Here is a 14,505-nt window from a genome sequence, read left to right on the forward strand (position 1 = left end):
CTTGTGGGTGCGGCGGGCGAGGAGGGCGTAGGTGTCGGCGGGGGTGCGGCCGCGGGAGAGGGCGTGGCCGGCGAGGGTGGTGAGGTGCATGGGGGTGTGCTTTCAGGCGGTGACGAGGGCGGGGCTGGGGGAGGGGGCGACGAGGGCCCAGACGTACTTGCCGATGCCGCCGGGGAGGGAGGTACAGCCCCAGCGTTCGGCCAACTCGTTGACGAGGAGCAGGCCACGCCCGTGCTCGTCGTCCGGCGAGGAGGCTCGGAGGGACGGGTGTTTGGTGCCGGCGTCGTGGACTTCGAGGCGCAGACGGGAGCCGGTGACGGTGAAGCGGACCTCGATGTGGCAGTCGTCGGGGGCGTCGGAGTGCTGGACAGCGTTGGCGAACAACTCGCCGAGCAGCAACTCGGCGGTGTCGCAGTACCGGTCCCCGGAGGGCAGCCCGGAGAGGTACGCGCGGAGCAAGTACCGGGCCAGGGGCGTGGACTCGGTACGGGAGTCGAGGCGCGCGACGAACATGCGGGGGCGGCGGTGGGTTTTGAGCATGGGGGAGTGCCTCAAGGGAGGATTGCGTGCGAATGGAGTGCGCCGTGCGGTGCGCTACGACGCCGACTCAGGGGTCTTGCTGAAGTGAGGGCCCGGACCGCAGCGATGGCGGTCCGGCCTCTGGGGTGTCGGTGTGATCAGCCGACCGGGACCGGGACGCCCCGGACGAGGAGGGGGAGGCCGTCGCCGTGCTCCCAGGCGTCCCAGGCGTCCTCGACACGGCGGCACTGGTCTTCGGCCATGAGGTCACGGAGCTGGTGACGGGGGACCCAGTGGAGAGCGCGGAGTTCTTCCGGGGGCTGGTGGTGGCTGGCGGTGTTGGCCTGTTGGGGTGTGAGCTTTCCGCCCGCGTAGACGAGGTTGAGGCCCTCGGGGAATTCGGCGGCGGGCATGTAGTCGATGGTGAGGACGGTGCGGAGGGGAAGGACGAGGCCGGTTTCGGTTTCGAGGTGCCGGCGGGCCGCGAGGTGGGGGAGCTCGTCCTGCTCGGCGCTGCCGCCGGGGAGGATGAGGCCGTCCATGTAGACGGGATCGACGAGGAGGGCGGAGAGTTCGCCCGATCCGTCGGGGTTATCGCGCAGGGCGAAGATCTGCTGACCCGACCGGCGGGCCGGGGGCTTGCTCATGATGCGGGTCCTGCTCAACTCTGCTCCAGGTAAGAGGGGTTGATGAAGGGTGGCAGCGCCCGCCCGTCGACGGGCGGGCGGTAGGCCTTCCCGGGCGTGACCTCCGCGACGATGCTCCCGCGCGGATCGCCTTCCTCCGGGCTGGTGAAGTCCAGTGCGAGTTCGTGGAGTTGAAGGCGAGTATCGGGATTTCGCGTGTGGTGCATGAGGTCTCCGCCGGTTGCTCTGTGCTCCCGACGAATCACCGGGTGTAGCCATAGTGGTGCCTCGCCCGCTACGATCGGAAGGCTTTCCCACTTGACAGTTCCCCCGTGTGGTATTCGCGGAGCAGTGGAGGTCTGACGATGCGTGAGTCTCAGCTGGATCCATCGGCCTCGCCTCTCAAGGCGTTCGGGGCCCAACTGCGCAAGCTGCGCAAGGCGGCAGGCTTGACGCAGACCCAGCTTGGCGAGCGGACGAATCTGAGTGATAGTCAGATTTCGAACCTCGAAAGAGGGACGCGCAATCCCACACTTGAATGGGTTCGTATCGCCGACTTGGTTCTTGGCACCGGTGGAACACTGGAACTGACGTACTGGAGCCTCAGGGGGTCTTCCTTCCTGCCGGGTTACCCGGAGTACGCGGCGAAGGAGCGGGAGGCCAGGGCCATCCGGCTGTTCGAGTTGGGCATCATCCCTGGTCTGGTACAGACGCGTGGATACGCCGAGGCCCTGGAGGCTGGTGCGGTTGCGCGAGGAAGCGTTGCTGCTGAGCAGGGATCCGAGCGCGTTCGGCTCCTCCTGAATCGACAGGAGCGGATCAATAGGGACCCTGCTCCGCTGATCCATGTGATCCTTGACGAAAGCTGCCTTCGGACCGTGGTTGGCGGCGGCGGGGCAGTCATGTCCCAGCAGTTGGCGCATGTGGAGAAGTTGGCTCGACAGCCCAACTATGTGGTCCAAGTCGCTCCCTTTGACCTGGGCGCGCTTCGCCCGTTCATGCGATCCATGTCGCTTCTCGATCTCGGCGACGGCGCCTCGCTCGGCTACACCGAGACGCATCAACGTGGATACCTGGAGAACGACCGGGCGATCGTGTCCGCCTGGGCAAGGGAATACGATTTGCTCCAGGTGGAAGCGCTGTCGCAGGCGGCATCGCTCAAAATGATCAGCAAGGCGCGAAGGGACTTTTCAGCATGAGCGAGAACGTTGACCTGACTGGTGCTTCCTGGAGCAAGAGCAGCTACAGCGGCAACGGTGGACAGTGCGTCGAGGTGGCCTCCGGGTTCCCTGGCCTGCTGCCCGTCCGGGACTCCAAGAACCCCCACGGTCCAGCTCTGGTCTTTCCGGCGAAGGCCTGGATGTCGTTCGTCGCCGCTGTCCGCAGTGGCGAGTTTGGCGAGGTTTGAGTCTGAGTCAGGAGGAGGTGGCCCCCGCTTGGGGGCTTCCGAGGGCATGCCGGAACGTGGTCGGTTGACCAAGGTCAGGCCGTGGAGAGGCAGTTAGACGCTCGGCTGGGGTTGCCCAGCCGAGCGTTTTTGTGTGCGCGGGGGAGGGCACGGAAGGGCTGTGAGCGCTATGGAACTCGACCCGGCGGGCGCCAGGTGGCGGAAGAGCACGTACAGCAACGGGCAGGGAGGCTGCGTCGAAGTTGCAGACGGCTGCCCAGGTGTCATGCCGGTCCGAGACTCGAAGGACCCGAAGGGGCCTGCGCTCGTCTTCCCGATCGAAGCGTGGGAGTCGTTCGTTGCCGCTGTCCGCAGCGGCGAGTTCAGTGAAGCCTGAGAGGGGCGTTATGACCGACGGTGCAGAGCTGTCCGGGGCTCGGTGGTTCAAGAGCAGTTACAGCAACAACGGCGGGTCTTGCGTCGAGGTGGCTCCCGGCTTCCCCGGGCTGGCTCCTGTCCGTGATTCCAAGGACCCCCAGGGCCCGGCCCTGGTCTTCCCGGCGGAGGCCTGGGTGTCGTTCGTCGCGGCCGTCCGCAGCGGCGAGTTCAGCGACATCTGAGGCGGTCTTCGGAGACATGGCGGCACGTGGTTGGTTGCCGTCCGAGTCGAGGCTGTGAAGAGGTAGTCGGGCGATCGGCTGGGGTTGCCCCAGCCGAGCGTTTTTGTGTGTGCGGGGGAGGGCACGGAAAGGGCTGTGAGCGCTATGGAACTCGACCTCGCCGGCGCCAGGTGGCGGAAGAGCACGTACAGCCAGCAGGGTGGCAACTGTGTCGAGGTGGATGATGCACATCCGGGCAGGGTCCGTGACTCCAAGGATCCTCAGGGCCCGGCTCTTGTCTTCCCGGCGGAGGCCTGGGTGTCATTCGTCGCGGCCGTCCGCAGCGGCGAGTTCAGCGAAGTCTGAGAGGGGAGTCATGGCCGACGGCGTGGATCTGTCCGGGGTTCGGTGGTTCAAGTCTTCCTACAGCAACAACGGGGGTGACTGCGTCGAGGCGACAGCGGACTTCCCCGGCCTGGCGCCTGTCCGTGACTCGAAGGACCCCCAGGGCCCGGCGCTTGTCTTCCCGGCCGAGGCGTGGATGTCGTTCGTCGCGGCCGTCCGCAGCGGCGAGTTCAGCGAAGCCTGAGAGGATGACCATGCACGACGGCACCGCCCTCGACCAGGGCGGCTACAACTGGGCCAAGTCCAGCTACTCGGCCGGTGAGAACGGCAACTGCGTCGAGGTCGGCCGGACCCCGGCCGGTACCATCCCGGTGCGCGACACCAAGCAGCACCGGCGCGGCCCGGTCCTGGAGTTCACCCCTGCGGCCTTCCAGAACTTCCTCGACGCCGTCAAGGCGGGTGAGCTCCCGGTCCAGCCGTAGCGGTTGGCTCCCGACTTCTCCGGCCTGGCCCCGGTCCGTGACTCGAAGGATCCTCAGGGTCCGGCTCTTGTCTTCCCGGCCGAGGCGTGGGTGTCGTTCGTCGCGGCTGTCCGCAGCGGCGAGTTCAGCGAAGCCTGAGACGGGAGGCGGTCTCCGGAGACATGGCGGCCCGTGGTTGGTTGCCGTCAGAGTCGAGGCTGTGAAGAGACAGTCAGGCGCTCGGCTGGGGTTGCCCAGTCGAGCGTTTTTGTGCGCGCGGGGGAGGGCACGGAAGGGCTGTGAGCGCTATGGAACTCGACCCGGCCGGCGCCAGGTGGCGGAAGAGCACGTACAGCCAGCAGGGCGGCAACTGTGTCGAGGTGGATGACGCACATCCAGGCAGCGTCCGTGACTCCAAGGACCCCCAGGGCCCGGCTCTGGTCTTCCCGGCCGAGGCCTGGATGTCGTTCGTCGCGGCCGTCCGCAGCGGCGAGTTCGGCGTGCTCTGAGCCTCGGCCCGGTCGCACAGGCCCGGACCGGACCGTTCCCGGTTCGGGCCTGAACCGCCTCCGCCCCCGGCGCTGGGATCCGTGGATGAGGATCCCGCCCGGCGCTGCCGCTCCGGGCGGGCACCCTGTCGGTGCTCCGCTTCTTCTCGGGCCCGCGCTATGAGTGAGGTGACGCGCAGGAGGCGTCGGCGCGCCCCTTGCCCGGCATGGGTGCCGGCTGGGCGCTGTGTTCGCGCTCGCCCGTCCAGTACGAGGCGACCGCCGCCGGATCGTCCGTCACCGGGTGGCCCGTCGCGGCGTTCGCGGACGGGGCGCAGCCGTCCGTGGTGGCGCGGGTGTCCTGAGCGGCGCAGGCGGCGGTCAGGAGCAGTGCGGCCGCGGCCGTGGTCAGGGCGAGCGCTCTTCTGCCGGGTCCGGCTGGCATGGGCTGTCCTCTCGGCCGGTCAGCGCCCAGGCGTGGACGTTGGCCTGGATCTGATCGTAGAGAGAACCGACCGCGCCGGTGAAGGGCGGACCGGTCGAGCGCCGTCCGGACGCGCGGCAGTTCGTCCAGCCGCGCGGGACGAAGGCGCCCCGCCCGGAGCCGAAAACCGGTGCCGCCCGCCCGCCCGATGGAGCAGCATGACCCCTGTGTCTGATACCTCCATCCTCACCCGCACCGAGGCCGCCGAGCGCCACCGTCTGCTCGACGTCCGCACCGTCCGCCTCGACCTCGACCTGACCCGCGGCCGGGAGGTGTTCGGCTCCACCACGGTCATCCGCTTCGGCTGCACCACCCCGGGCGCCGCCACCTACGTGGACGTCAAACCGGCCGCACTCCACCGGGTGGTGCTGAACGGCCGCGAACTGGACGTCACCGCCCTGCGGGACGGCCGCTTCCCGCTCACCGACCTGGCGGCCGACAACGAACTCACCGTCGAAGCCGACATGGCCTACTCGCACACCGGCGAGGGCATGCACCGCTTCACCGACCCCGCCGACGGCGAGGACTACGCCTACACCCAGTCCTTCCTCGACGACGGCCCCCGGGTGTTCGCCTCCTTCGACCAGCCCGACCTCAAGGCGCGGTACACGGTGTCCGTCACCGCGCCGCCGCAGTGGACCGTGGTCGGCAACAGCCTGGGCCGCCAGAGCTCGCCCGGCCGCTGGGAGTTCGACCCCACCCCGGCGATCAGCAGCTACCTCCTCGCCGTCGTCGCCGGCCCGCTGCACTCGGTGCGCGCCGAGCACGACGGGATCCCGCTCGGCCTGCACTGCCGCCGCTCGCTCGCCGCCCACCTGGACGCCGACGCCGACGAGCTGCTGGAGATCACCCGGCAGGGCTTCGACCACTACCACCGGGTCTTCCGGCACCGCTACCCCTTCGACAGCTACGACCAGTGCTTCGTCCCGGAGTTCAACGCCGGCGCGATGGAGAACCCGGGCTGCGTCACGCTGCGCGACGAGTACGTCTTCCGCTCCGCCGTGACCGACACCAGGCGCGAGGAACGCGCCATGGTGGTGATCCACGAGATGGCGCACATGTGGTTCGGCGACCTGGTCACCATGAAGTGGTGGGACGACCTGTGGCTGAACGAGTCCTTCGCCGAGTACATGGCCTACAGCGTCACCGCCGCCTCCACCCGCTTCACCGGCGCCTGGACCGGCTTCGCCGCCGACCGCAAGCCCTGGGGCTACGACGCCGACCAGCGCCCCTCCACCCACCCGGTGGCCCCCGAAACGGTCGACGACACCGCCCAGGCGCTGCAGAACTTCGACGGCATCTCCTACGCCAAGGGCGCCGCCGTCCTGCGCCAGCTCGTCGCCTGGCTCGGCGAGGAGACCTTCCTGGCCGGGGTCAACGACTACTTCGACGCGCACGCCTTCGGCAACGCCACCCTCGACGACCTGCTTCGGGCCCTGGCCGCGGCCAGCGGCCGCGACGTCCACGCCTGGGCCGACCGCTGGCTGCGCACCAGCGGCGTCGACACCCTGCGGATGACCGACGGCCGCATCGAGCACACCTCCGCCGACGGCGCGCTGCGCCCGCACCAGCTGACCGCGGGCCACTACCGGCGCACCGCCGACGGCGCCCTGGAACTCGCCGAGCGCGTGCCGCTCGACCTGCCGGGCGACCTGCCCGGCGACGGCGCCGTACCGCTCGACCCGCCGGCCGACGGCACCGAGCTGACCCTGCTCAACGACACCGACCTCAGCTACGTCAAGATCCGCCTCGACCCCGCCTCCTGGCGGACCGCGTGCTCCTCCCTCGGCGCCGTGCCCGAGGAACTCGCCCGGGCGGTGCTCTGGGGCGCCGCCCGCGACCAGGTGCGCGACGGGGAACTCGCACCCGGCGAGTACCTGCGGCTGGTCGCCGACCACCTGCCCGGCGAGACCTCGGTGCACCTGGTGGACGCGGTGCTCTCCTTCGCCCGCGACTTCGTGGCGGACTGCGCCGTACCGCCCGCCGAACGGCCGGCCGCACTGGCCGAACTGGCCCGGGTCTGCCGCACCCTGCTGCGGCGCACCGAGAACGAGCCGGACCGCACCGGCCTGCGCCTGGTCGCCGTACGCGGCGTGATCGCCACCGCCGCCGAGGACCGGACCGCCGAACTGCGCGACTGGCTGGCCGCCGGCACGGTGCCCGGCGGGCCGGAGCTCGACCCCGACCTGCGCTGGCAGCTGCTGGCGCGGCTGTGCGTGCTCGGCGCGGCGGGCGAACCGGAGATCGCCGCCGAACTCGCCGCCGACCCCAGCGACACCAGCGAGCAGGGCGCCGCCCGCTGCCGCGCCGCCCTGCCCGACCAGGCCGCCAAGGAGGCCGCCTGGCAGGCGCTGTTCCACGGCGAGCTCTCCAACTACCTGGCCGCCGCCACCGCCAAGGGACTGTGGCAGCCCGAGCAGGCCGACCTGCTCGACGAACTCACCACGCGCTACTTCAAGGAACTGGGCCCGGCCGCCGCCCGCCGCGGCCCCGCCCTGGCCCGGGTCCTCACCACGGCGGCCTTCCCCGCCTTCGCCGCCACCGACCGGACCCTACGGGCGGCCGAGGCCTGCCTCACCGACCCGGACCTCACCGTGGCGACCCGGCGCGGCCTGGTCGACCAACTGGACACCCTGCGCCGCGCCGCCCGGGCCCGCGCACTGACCGGGCAGTAGCCCTGGCGGTCACCGCCACCCGGAGGAACCCGCAGGCCCGGACCGCACGTTGTGGCGGTCCGGGCCTGCGGCTGCTACCGCTTCCGGTTCCGTGTGCGGTCCTCACGAATCCCGTACCGGGCCGGATCGCTCCGTCCGCATCGGCAGCACGCCGTAGTCCGTCAACTCGATCGGGTTCGAGAACTCCTGTCCGCTGTTCGGCCCGGTCATGTCCTCTCCGCGCAGGTACCGGCAGAACCATTCCGCGAATGTCAGGTCGTAGCGGTAGAACTCGTCGTCGTGGCCGACGTAGACCACGATGCACCAGCCGTACCCGGTGCCGGTGCGCAGCAGGAACACCGCTTCCCCGTGCGCGGTCGGCGTGATGGGGATCAGGCCGTCCGGCGCGCCGAACCCCAGGGGTGCGGGGAATCCGGGGAAGTTCTCGTCCGTGAACTCGCAGTCCTGGTAGGCGACCACGGTCTCCCGTATGTACGTGCCCAGGTCCCATCCCCGCGCGGCTGGGCCCCTCAGCGAGATCGACCGGCCGATCTCGATCGGCGCGTAGCGCTCGGCCAGGGTCTTGAAGTCTCCCGGCAGTTCCACGCCCAGCTCGGCTTCCAGCCCGTGCCAGCGCTCTGCCGGCACGCCGGGCCCACTGGGCGGCCCGATGATCGCGCGTACTTCTTCCAGAAAGTCGATCACGGGTCGGCTCCAGTCAACTCGGGGCAGTTCGCGGTCCCCTCGGTGGTTCCACCCGTGGGGCTCTGCATGATCACACAGTGCTCGGACACTTTGGTTTCGAGCGGGAATGTCGGCTGCTGGACCATTCAGGCGATGCGCCCCTCCTTGTCCCCCGGCGGCGGGTTTGGGGTGTTCGGGGTGCCGGAATCCTGCACTCCAGGATCCGGCTCTCCGTACGAAGGGAATCGATGCCATGAAGAGCATCACGCAGAGGGTGCTGCTGCTCTCCGCAGCCACCGCCACCGCCGCCGCAATCAGCGTTGTTCCGGTACCCCTCGCCCAGGCCCGCACCGAACTGGTCACCGCCCCTCAGCTCGGCGTCCAGTTCAACCCCGATGGCGACCCCGGCCAGTGCGGTGGAAGAACGGGCGAACAGTGGAAGGACGACTTCGGCGTGACCGAGGCGATCCGCTTCGATACCGACTCCCGCCCCGGCGGCTGTCTGCTCGCATTCGGTATCTACGATCCGGACAATCGACTGGCAGGTTCGTCCGTCACCTACACCTTCAAGGTCACCCCCGGCGGTGATCCCGCCCAGTGCGGAAACCCGGGCACCCACCAGGTGCCGATCCGGACGACCCGGACCTTCGGCCCCAGCATCCGGATCGACACCGACAATCGGCCGGGCGGATGCGATCTCACGTTCGCCCTGTCGAGTTCCACCATGAAGATGGGAATCAACTTCTACTCGGACGGCGACCCCGCCCAGTGCGGGAACGCCGGCCCGGACTACGGCATCTTCAGCTCCGTGGACAACTTCAGCTCACCCACCATCCGCATCGACACCGACGATCGGCCCGGCGGCTGCGGGCTCAAGCTCCGGCTGGAGTAGCTTCCGGCCTCAGGAGGACATCTCATCGCCTTCGCCGGGGTCGCGGCAGCCCCGTCCGCACCCGTGGGCTCCCCGACATGAGATGTCCTCCACGAGGGCCACAGGTCGGGCTCCAGAGCCCGGCCGATGCACTCGTCGGCGTCGGGGCCTCTCCCGTCAGGACGGCGGCCGGGAACTCGGTCGTGCCGCCGGGCGCAGTTCGGGTGCAGGTGTCTCCCCCGGGCATTAGGGTCGCCTGAGTGTCAGGGAATTACCGGCACTTGACGTCTCATCAGATTCACCGAAAGGGGGCGGGGGTGGCGACGGTCAATGCGGGCCTTCCGCGCGGGTTGCACATCGTGGTGTTCCGGATCCTGCGGATACGCCTGCTGTTGGTCGTCATCGTCGCGCTCGCTCTGTTCCGGGTGCTCTCGGTGGTCCAGGCGCTCATCGCCGCCCTGGCGGTCGCGGTGGTTCTGATCGCCGTGAGGAAGGCGGTGCTGAAGGCGCTCGCCCCGAGGTTCAGTGCCGTGTGCCAGGTCCGGGTGGGCGACCGGACCTTGCTGGCCTTCGCGGGCTCCCAGCGGGTGATCAGGGTCGGCGACCCGGACACGGGGGACCTGGTCGGCTTCCTGAAGGGGCACGGAGGGTGGGTGAACGCCCTGTGCGAGGTGGAGGTCGGCGGCCGGCCCCTGCTGGCCTCCGGTGGGGACGACCGGACGGTACGGCTCTGGGAGCCGGGCACGGGCAGGCAGGTGTCCGTCCTCAAGGGGTCGCGGGCCGCCGTGCGCGGGGTCTGCCAGGTGCGGGTGGGTGACGGAGTGCTGCTGGCCGCCGGCGGGGACGACGAGGCGCTCCGGCTGTGGGAACCGGGCACGGGCGAGCCGGTCCGGGTCATCTCGCCCGGCGCCGGCGGGGTCATGGCGGTGTGCGCGGTCCGCTCCGAGGGCAGGGACCTGCTCGCCTCCGCCCACGGGGACCGGACGGTACGGCTGTGGGAGCCGGGCGCGGGCGAGCAGGTGCGGGTGCTGACGGGCCACGACGGCTGGCCGACGGCCCTGTGCCAGATACGGGCCGCGGACGAGGTCCTGCTCGCTTCGGCCGGCATCGACGAGAAGGTGCGACTGTGGAACCCGGGCACCGGGGAGCAACTCCACGTCATGGAGGACGACTTCGGCTGGCTGCACGCCCTGTGCCAGATCGAGGTGGGGGAGCGGTACCTGCTGGCCTCCGGCGGCGACGGGCCGGGCGTGAAGCTCTGGGACCCGACCACGGGAGAGCGGGTGGGCACGGTGGGCGGCGCCCAGCACTTCCTGGGGCCGTTCGGCTGCGGCTGGGTGCGCGCCCTGTGCCAGATCCAGGTCGACGGCGAGCCGCGGATCGCCACCGGCGGATACGACAAGCGGGTGGAGACCTGGCGCCTCACGGGACAGAACACCTAAGCGCACCCACCGGCCCCCCGAGGAGCCGGGCCTGCCTCCGCGTGCACCCCGATGACCCACGACGGTACGGGGATACCTATGCCGGTGGACGCCGGTGGGTCGACTTAGGTCGATGGCGCCGGCTTCACATGCAGTCGGATGACTGATGCCTCCCCTGGGCCCTCGCCGCCACAGTGGTGTTGCTCCGCGAGCGGAACGCCGGAGCGCCCCCTGGGCAGTTGAAGAGCAGCAGAGGAGATCATGATGAACCTGCGGAAGACGGCGATGAGGCTCGGCGTGGGTGTCGCCACGGTGGCCGGGGTGCTCGCCGCCACGACGACGAGTGCGAGTGCCGACATCCTCACCTCGATCGAGACCGGCCCCGGCAAGTGCCCCGCCAACTGGGTGTGCCTGTGGAGCGAGAACAACTACATCGTGGGCAACCCGAAGGGCGGGATCGACTACGGGGCGGTGGGCGCGAACCAGAACATCGCGGACCTGGCGCAGTTCAAGTTCGAGAGCAAGCTCTGGCGCTGGAAGGGCATGACGGACGAGGCCTCCTCGGTCGTGAACAACACCGGGAGCAGCATCTGCTTCTACGAGCACACCAACTACGGCGGCCTGGAGTTCAGGATCGGCCCCTGGGAGAAGTGGGCCTCGGTCCCGTCGTGGATCAACGACAGGATCAGCTCCTTCAAGTTCTGCTGACCCCTGCGTTCCCCCTTCCCCTTCCCCCTTCCCCTCTTCGACCTGAACGGATCGTCATGAAGCTTTCCAGGAACCTGGCCAAGCTCGGCCTGAGCGCCGCCGCCGCCGTCGGTTTGATCGTGACCGGGGCGACCTCCGCGAGCGCCACCAATGTCTACGACATCGGCCACGGGGCCGGGTCGTGCCCCAGCGGCTACGTCTGCCTGTGGTCGGAGGCCAACTTCATCAACGGCACGACCATCAACGACAACAAGTTCGGCTCCTTCGCGTCCAACCAGAACACCGGCGATATGGGCAAGCTCCAGAAGCGCGACTCCGGTGGGGACAAGGGGATGCAGGACATCACCTCGTCGGTGCTGAACAACACCGGGAGCAGCATCTGCTTCTACGAGAACAACTGGTACACCGGCCTGGAGTTCAAGATCGGCCCCGGGGAGCACTGGCCCTACATCCCGTCGTGGATCAACGACAGGATCAGCTCCTTCAAGTACTGCTGACCTCCTCCTTTCCTCGACCTGAACGGATCGTCATGAAGATTTCCCGGAAGATGACCAGGCTCGGTCTGTGTGCCGCCGCCGCCGTCGGGCTGGTCGTGACCGTCGCGGGCTCCGCCAGCGCCAACACGATCCTCGGCATCGGGCAGGGCGCCGGAGCGTGCCCCACCAACTACGTCTGCCTGTGGTCCGAGGGCGGTTTCGTCGCCAACACCGGTGCCACCGGCAAGTTCGGTTCGATCGCCTCGGACCAGAACATCAGCGACATGGGCAAGCTGGAGCGGAAGAGCGGCCTGTGGACGGGGATGCAGGACACCACCTCGTCCGTGCTGAACAACACCGGGAGCAGCATCTGCTTCTACGAGAACAACAACTACACCGGCCTGGAGTTCAGGATCGGCCCCTGGGAGCAGTGGCCCTCGGTCCCGTCGTGGATCAACGACAGGATCAGTTCCTTCAAGTACTGCTGACCCGTCGCAGGACCCGCCGGCCCCGCCGGCCGCCGCACGTGCCTGAACCGCAGGCCCGGACCGCATCCACTGCGGTCCGGGCCCGCGGTGCGTTCCCCGGGACTACGAGCGGGCGGTGGCCGACGAACCAGTGGGGTGGAGGGACCCGGAACGCAGTGGATGCGGTGCCAGCGCGGCCCGCCCCGGGACCGTCGTGCCGGCTCAGCGTCGCGGGCTCATCGTCCATGACGGACCGTCCGGACGGTCGAGCCACACCTGCTGTCCGGCGCCCGTGATGGTGATGCCGTACCGGTCTCGTGCCGGCCGGTCGTGGGCCTGGTACACGCGGTGCGCCGATTCGAGTTCGGACCACAGCGGGCGTGGGCCGGTCTCGGTCACGGTGCCGTCGGGCCGCAGCTCGGCGATCGAGCCGTTCGACGTCCACACCCGGGCGCCGGTCGGCGTCCCGTCGTCGCCGAGGTCGTACTGCCAGCCGAGCGGTGGCATGGTGATGCTGACCAGGAAGCGGAAGTCCTCGTCCGCCAGGGCATCGGCACCGATGGTGGACGGCCGGCGGTCGCCGTCGGAGAGCTGTGGCCGGCGGATGATCCCGCTGTCCCCGGCTGTCCGCAGGGGCATGAAGTAGGCAGGGGTGGTGAGGAACCGGCCGTCGGCCTCGGCTTCGCCGGTCCGGTGGACACGCGCGATGCCGTATCCGACGGGTGCGACGATCACGCCGCCGGGGGCGAGCTCGGGCAGCCATGCGAGCGGGATGCGGGAGAGTCCGCACGTGGCGATGATCGCGCCGTAGCGGCGCGATTCCGATCGCCGCGGCTCGGTGGGCGATTGGGCGGCGGCGCCGTCGCCGGTGATCACCGTTGGCCGGTAGCCGGCGCGGCCGAGGCGGCGCCGTGCCGTGTCGGTGATGTCGTGGTCGATGTCGACGGTCACCACCTGGTCGTCGCCGTAGCGATGGGAGAGCAGCGCGGCGTTGTAACCGGCGCCCGTACCGATCTCCTTCACCCGAATGTCGGCCCGCTCGCCGAGTGCTTCGAGCATCACGGCCATCAGGGAGGGCTGGCTGGACGACGACGCGGTGTTCCCGTCGATCAGGTGGGTGACCAGTGCCCGGTTCTCGTACACGGCCTTCAGCCACTCGGCAGCGTGCCCGGGGTCGTCACCGCTGACCCGCTGCTGACTTCCGCCGGGGCCCTGCCGGTAGAAGTACGGCACGAACAGGTGCCTGGGCACGTCCCGGAAGGCGCGCTGCCACCCCGGATCGGTGAGGGAACCGTCGGCGGTCAGCGCGTCGACCATGGCGTGGCGCAGGCTCTCGGCAGTCGGCTCGGCGGTGTCGGTCACGTGGTGCCCTTCTGGAGGAGATCGGCGATCGCGTTGGTGACGGCGTCGCGGGTGACGTCGATCCAGGCCCACTGCCCGCCCGGGTTCACATCGACCAGCCAGTGCGTCCCGGACCGGTCCACGATCAGGTCCACGGCAGCGAAGACGAGTCCGAGACGCCGCAGCATGTCCAGGATGCCCGTACGGATCGGTTCGGGGAGCCGTTCCGGGGTGTAGGTGAGGTTCTTCGAATCGGTACGCCAGTCCAGCCGGCCGGGGCCGTCCGGGGCGTCGATCCGTACGGGGAACAGCTGACCGGCGACGCAGGTCACCCGGACTTCGTACGCCTTGTCGGTGATCTCCTGCTGGTACAGGTGTGCGGTCAGCGCCGCACGCGGATCGTCCCACCGGTCTTCGGGGACACGGGTGGTGTACATCTGGCCCCGCTGCCCGTTCTCGGTGTGGACGATCCCGCCGAGTACCTTCGTGACGATCCGGCCGCCGCATCGCTCGGCGAACTCGCGTACCGCCCTGGGAACGTTGGTGACCAGTGTCGCCGGCACGGGCAGCCGGGCCCCGGCGGCGGCGGTCAGTTGCGCGGGCTTCGTGCAGTCGGCGTTGTGCTCTGGGCGGTTGACCCACAGCACTCCGGGCAGCGAGCCGAGAACGCCGGCGAACGCCCGCTTGGCCTGCGAGGCGGCGAACCGCTGCTCGGGGCCGGACATGCCGGCGGCGAACTGGAAGGCGGTGGGCTTGCGCCACCACACGGACGCGAGTTCGGACAGGTCGACGCCCCGCAGGGCACCGTTGAGGGTGCCGATCCACTGGCCATCGGGCCCCAGCTCGGCCGTCATGGTCATGCGCTGCGGGAAGTCGGCGACGTCGGTGCGCCAGAACGGGACGCCTCGGGCGTTGAGTTCACGCAGGACGTAGTCGGCTGTGGGGTCGAGGTCGTGGGTGATGACGAGCACGCG

At 69.6% G+C, this 14,505-nt stretch carries 22 protein-coding genes; 15 read left to right on the forward strand and 7 right to left on the reverse strand.

All coding sequences use genetic code 11. The features are described 5' to 3' along the window. Nucleotides 1-102: 102 nt before the first annotated feature. From ACFWJ4_RS28000 to ACFWJ4_RS28010, 3 genes are all read right to left on the reverse strand, one after another. Complete coding sequence (locus ACFWJ4_RS28000; protein WP_380548415.1) at nucleotides 103-540, reverse strand: ATP-binding protein; 438 nt, start codon at nucleotides 538-540, stop codon at nucleotides 103-105. 137 nt (nucleotides 541-677) lie between these two features. Continuing rightward, nucleotides 678-1,166: an NUDIX domain-containing protein gene (locus ACFWJ4_RS28005; protein WP_380548418.1), complete on the reverse strand. Its 489-nt coding sequence runs from the start codon at nucleotides 1,164-1,166 to the stop codon at nucleotides 678-680. A gap of 14 nt (nucleotides 1,167-1,180) precedes the next feature. Beyond that, nucleotides 1,181-1,372 (reverse strand): hypothetical protein, encoded by a 192-nt coding sequence (locus ACFWJ4_RS28010; protein WP_380548421.1) that lies wholly within the window; start codon nucleotides 1,370-1,372, stop codon nucleotides 1,181-1,183. Nucleotides 1,373-1,510: 138 nt separating this feature from the next. On the opposite strand from ACFWJ4_RS28010, the gene ACFWJ4_RS28015 reads away from it, so the two are divergent. From ACFWJ4_RS28015 to ACFWJ4_RS28055, 9 genes are all read left to right on the forward strand, one after another. After that, the gene (locus ACFWJ4_RS28015; RefSeq protein WP_380548423.1) at nucleotides 1,511-2,344 is read left to right on the forward strand and encodes a helix-turn-helix domain-containing protein; all 834 of its coding nucleotides are present in this window, start codon (nucleotides 1,511-1,513) and stop codon (nucleotides 2,342-2,344) included. Next, nucleotides 2,341-2,553 (forward strand): DUF397 domain-containing protein, encoded by a 213-nt coding sequence (locus tag ACFWJ4_RS28020; RefSeq protein WP_380548426.1) that lies wholly within the window; start codon nucleotides 2,341-2,343, stop codon nucleotides 2,551-2,553. Before ACFWJ4_RS28015 ends, ACFWJ4_RS28020 begins: the two co-directional genes overlap by 4 nt. A gap of 169 nt (nucleotides 2,554-2,722) precedes the next feature. Then, nucleotides 2,723-2,929: a DUF397 domain-containing protein gene (locus ACFWJ4_RS28025; protein WP_380548429.1), complete on the forward strand. Its 207-nt coding sequence runs from the start codon at nucleotides 2,723-2,725 to the stop codon at nucleotides 2,927-2,929. A gap of 10 nt (nucleotides 2,930-2,939) precedes the next feature. Beyond that, entirely contained in the window at nucleotides 2,940-3,152 is a 213-nt protein-coding gene (locus tag ACFWJ4_RS28030; RefSeq protein WP_380548432.1) for a DUF397 domain-containing protein, read from the forward strand. Between the two features lie 144 nt (nucleotides 3,153-3,296). Further along, a complete protein-coding gene (locus ACFWJ4_RS28035) occupies nucleotides 3,297-3,497 on the forward strand; it encodes a DUF397 domain-containing protein (RefSeq protein ID WP_380548435.1) in 201 nt (66 codons plus the stop codon). Between the two features lie 10 nt (nucleotides 3,498-3,507). Beyond that, nucleotides 3,508-3,720: a DUF397 domain-containing protein gene (locus ACFWJ4_RS28040; protein WP_380548438.1), complete on the forward strand. Its 213-nt coding sequence runs from the start codon at nucleotides 3,508-3,510 to the stop codon at nucleotides 3,718-3,720. A 4-nt stretch (nucleotides 3,721-3,724) separates the two neighbouring features. Then, the gene (locus ACFWJ4_RS28045) at nucleotides 3,725-3,958 is read left to right on the forward strand and encodes a DUF397 domain-containing protein (RefSeq protein ID WP_380548441.1); all 234 of its coding nucleotides are present in this window, start codon (nucleotides 3,725-3,727) and stop codon (nucleotides 3,956-3,958) included. Nucleotides 3,959-3,961: 3 nt separating this feature from the next. Beyond that, the gene (locus tag ACFWJ4_RS28050) at nucleotides 3,962-4,096 is read left to right on the forward strand and encodes a DUF397 domain-containing protein (protein WP_380548444.1); all 135 of its coding nucleotides are present in this window, start codon (nucleotides 3,962-3,964) and stop codon (nucleotides 4,094-4,096) included. A 149-nt stretch (nucleotides 4,097-4,245) separates the two neighbouring features. Beyond that, nucleotides 4,246-4,446 carry a DUF397 domain-containing protein gene (locus tag ACFWJ4_RS28055; protein ID WP_380548509.1) on the forward strand — a complete coding sequence of 67 codons (201 nt, stop codon included), beginning with the start codon at nucleotides 4,246-4,248 and terminating at the stop codon, nucleotides 4,444-4,446. Between the two features lie 157 nt (nucleotides 4,447-4,603). On the opposite strand, the gene ACFWJ4_RS28060 is transcribed toward ACFWJ4_RS28055, so the two are convergent. After that, complete coding sequence (locus ACFWJ4_RS28060) at nucleotides 4,604-4,870, reverse strand: hypothetical protein (RefSeq protein ID WP_380548447.1); 267 nt, start codon at nucleotides 4,868-4,870, stop codon at nucleotides 4,604-4,606. Nucleotides 4,871-5,076: 206 nt separating this feature from the next. Here ACFWJ4_RS28060 and pepN point away from each other — a divergent pair, with 206 nt between their 5' ends. Continuing rightward, nucleotides 5,077-7,584, forward strand: a complete 2,508-nt coding sequence (pepN, locus tag ACFWJ4_RS28065; protein ID WP_380548450.1) for an aminopeptidase N — start codon at nucleotides 5,077-5,079, stop codon at nucleotides 7,582-7,584. A 102-nt stretch (nucleotides 7,585-7,686) separates the two neighbouring features. Here pepN and ACFWJ4_RS28070 read toward each other — a convergent pair whose 3' ends face one another. Beyond that, on the reverse strand, nucleotides 7,687-8,268 hold the full coding sequence (locus ACFWJ4_RS28070; protein ID WP_380548453.1) for an SMI1/KNR4 family protein: 582 nt from the start codon (nucleotides 8,266-8,268) through the stop codon (nucleotides 7,687-7,689). Nucleotides 8,269-8,521: 253 nt separating this feature from the next. Between ACFWJ4_RS28070 and ACFWJ4_RS28075 the strand changes: the two genes are divergently transcribed. The 5 genes from ACFWJ4_RS28075 to ACFWJ4_RS28095 all read left to right on the forward strand — a co-directional run bounded on the left by ACFWJ4_RS28075 (nucleotide 8,522) and on the right by ACFWJ4_RS28095 (nucleotide 12,211). After that, on the forward strand, nucleotides 8,522-9,139 hold the full coding sequence (locus tag ACFWJ4_RS28075) for a hypothetical protein (protein ID WP_380548456.1): 618 nt from the start codon (nucleotides 8,522-8,524) through the stop codon (nucleotides 9,137-9,139). Nucleotides 9,140-9,435: 296 nt separating this feature from the next. Continuing rightward, nucleotides 9,436-10,560 (forward strand): WD40 repeat domain-containing protein, encoded by a 1,125-nt coding sequence (locus ACFWJ4_RS28080; RefSeq protein WP_380548459.1) that lies wholly within the window; start codon nucleotides 9,436-9,438, stop codon nucleotides 10,558-10,560. A 243-nt stretch (nucleotides 10,561-10,803) separates the two neighbouring features. After that, the gene (locus tag ACFWJ4_RS28085) at nucleotides 10,804-11,247 is read left to right on the forward strand and encodes a peptidase inhibitor family I36 protein (RefSeq protein ID WP_380548462.1); all 444 of its coding nucleotides are present in this window, start codon (nucleotides 10,804-10,806) and stop codon (nucleotides 11,245-11,247) included. 56 nt (nucleotides 11,248-11,303) lie between these two features. Beyond that, nucleotides 11,304-11,744: a peptidase inhibitor family I36 protein gene (locus ACFWJ4_RS28090; RefSeq protein WP_380548464.1), complete on the forward strand. Its 441-nt coding sequence runs from the start codon at nucleotides 11,304-11,306 to the stop codon at nucleotides 11,742-11,744. A 32-nt stretch (nucleotides 11,745-11,776) separates the two neighbouring features. Beyond that, entirely contained in the window at nucleotides 11,777-12,211 is a 435-nt protein-coding gene (locus ACFWJ4_RS28095) for a peptidase inhibitor family I36 protein (RefSeq protein ID WP_380548466.1), read from the forward strand. Nucleotides 12,212-12,412: 201 nt separating this feature from the next. Here the strand turns inward: ACFWJ4_RS28095 and ACFWJ4_RS28100 are convergent, their stop codons facing one another. Further along, entirely contained in the window at nucleotides 12,413-13,552 is a 1,140-nt protein-coding gene (locus ACFWJ4_RS28100; protein ID WP_380548469.1) for a methyltransferase domain-containing protein, read from the reverse strand. After that, nucleotides 13,549-14,502 (reverse strand): MvdC/MvdD family ATP grasp protein, encoded by a 954-nt coding sequence (locus ACFWJ4_RS28105; RefSeq protein WP_380548472.1) that lies wholly within the window; start codon nucleotides 14,500-14,502, stop codon nucleotides 13,549-13,551. The genes ACFWJ4_RS28100 and ACFWJ4_RS28105 overlap by 4 nt, the downstream gene beginning before the upstream one ends. Nucleotides 14,503-14,505: the final 3 nt, after the last annotated feature.

Origin of the sequence: Kitasatospora sp. NPDC127067 (genome assembly GCF_042724755.1) — a bacterium.
Taxonomy (GTDB): Bacteria; Actinomycetota; Actinomycetes; order Streptomycetales; family Streptomycetaceae; genus Kitasatospora; species Kitasatospora lactacystinica.

Coding starts and splice junctions, on each gene's coding strand:
- ACFWJ4_RS28055 (WP_380548509.1), top strand. CDS start 4,246: ATGGAACTCGACCCGGCCGGCGCCAGGTGGCGGAAGAGCACGTACAGC.
- ACFWJ4_RS28090 (WP_380548464.1), top strand. CDS start 11,304: ATGAAGCTTTCCAGGAACCTGGCCAAGCTCGGCCTGAGCGCCGCCGCC.
- ACFWJ4_RS28095 (WP_380548466.1), top strand. CDS start 11,777: ATGAAGATTTCCCGGAAGATGACCAGGCTCGGTCTGTGTGCCGCCGCC.
- ACFWJ4_RS28030 (WP_380548432.1), top strand. CDS start 2,940: ATGACCGACGGTGCAGAGCTGTCCGGGGCTCGGTGGTTCAAGAGCAGT.
- ACFWJ4_RS28045 (WP_380548441.1), top strand. CDS start 3,725: ATGACCATGCACGACGGCACCGCCCTCGACCAGGGCGGCTACAACTGG.
- ACFWJ4_RS28015 (WP_380548423.1), top strand. CDS start 1,511: ATGCGTGAGTCTCAGCTGGATCCATCGGCCTCGCCTCTCAAGGCGTTC.
- ACFWJ4_RS28040 (WP_380548438.1), top strand. CDS start 3,508: ATGGCCGACGGCGTGGATCTGTCCGGGGTTCGGTGGTTCAAGTCTTCC.
- ACFWJ4_RS28025 (WP_380548429.1), top strand. CDS start 2,723: ATGGAACTCGACCCGGCGGGCGCCAGGTGGCGGAAGAGCACGTACAGC.
- ACFWJ4_RS28020 (WP_380548426.1), top strand. CDS start 2,341: ATGAGCGAGAACGTTGACCTGACTGGTGCTTCCTGGAGCAAGAGCAGC.
- ACFWJ4_RS28035 (WP_380548435.1), top strand. CDS start 3,297: ATGGAACTCGACCTCGCCGGCGCCAGGTGGCGGAAGAGCACGTACAGC.
- ACFWJ4_RS28060 (WP_380548447.1), bottom strand. CDS start 4,870: ATGCCAGCCGGACCCGGCAGAAGAGCGCTCGCCCTGACCACGGCCGCG.
- ACFWJ4_RS28085 (WP_380548462.1), top strand. CDS start 10,804: ATGAACCTGCGGAAGACGGCGATGAGGCTCGGCGTGGGTGTCGCCACG.
- ACFWJ4_RS28010 (WP_380548421.1), bottom strand. CDS start 1,372: ATGCACCACACGCGAAATCCCGATACTCGCCTTCAACTCCACGAACTC.
- ACFWJ4_RS28000 (WP_380548415.1), bottom strand. CDS start 540: ATGCTCAAAACCCACCGCCGCCCCCGCATGTTCGTCGCGCGCCTCGAC.
- ACFWJ4_RS28005 (WP_380548418.1), bottom strand. CDS start 1,166: ATGAGCAAGCCCCCGGCCCGCCGGTCGGGTCAGCAGATCTTCGCCCTG.